The organism is Streptomyces sp. SID14436, from assembly GCF_010548465.1.
Classification (GTDB): domain Bacteria; phylum Actinomycetota; class Actinomycetes; order Streptomycetales; family Streptomycetaceae; genus Streptomyces.
Window position 1 is genome coordinate 1 of sequence record NZ_JAAGMD010000498.1, and the last position, 482, is coordinate 482.

The 482-nt window shown below is 79.3% G+C and carries 1 pseudogene; it reads left to right on the forward strand.

The features are described 5' to 3' along the window. A pseudogene (locus G3I53_RS16975) lies at positions 1-482 on the forward strand (DEAD/DEAH box helicase); the annotation flags it as partial.

Sequence of the window (482 nt, forward strand, 5' to 3'; positions counted from 1 at the left end):
CACGCCCTGGCCCGCACCCTGCTGGACCGGCACGGCGTGGTGACCCGGGGCGCCGTCGGCGCGGAAGGAGTCGAGGGCGGCTTCTCGGCGGTGTACCGCATCCTGTCCGCCTTCGAGGAGACCGGCCAGGCACGGCGCGGCTATGTGGTGGAGGGGCTCGGTGCCGCCCAGTTCGCGATGGACGGCGCGGTGGACCGGCTCCGGGCGGCGGCCAACGCCCGCGACCGGGGTGACGTCGCCGCCCCGGCCCCCTTCGGCGCCGGTGACTCCGGCTCCCCGGCCGGCTCCGGCCCCGACGCGTTCCCGGGCCAGGACGACCTGCCGGCCTTCCCTCCCGAGCCGGGCCCCGACGGCGTCGACGGGTCGTACCGGCCCGGCCCGGGCGACTACGTCTCCCCGCGCGACCGGCCCCGGCAGCCCGCCCCGCCGCCCTGGCAGAACGGCGGACGCCCCTCGTACGACCCGTTCGCGGGCCGTCGCAC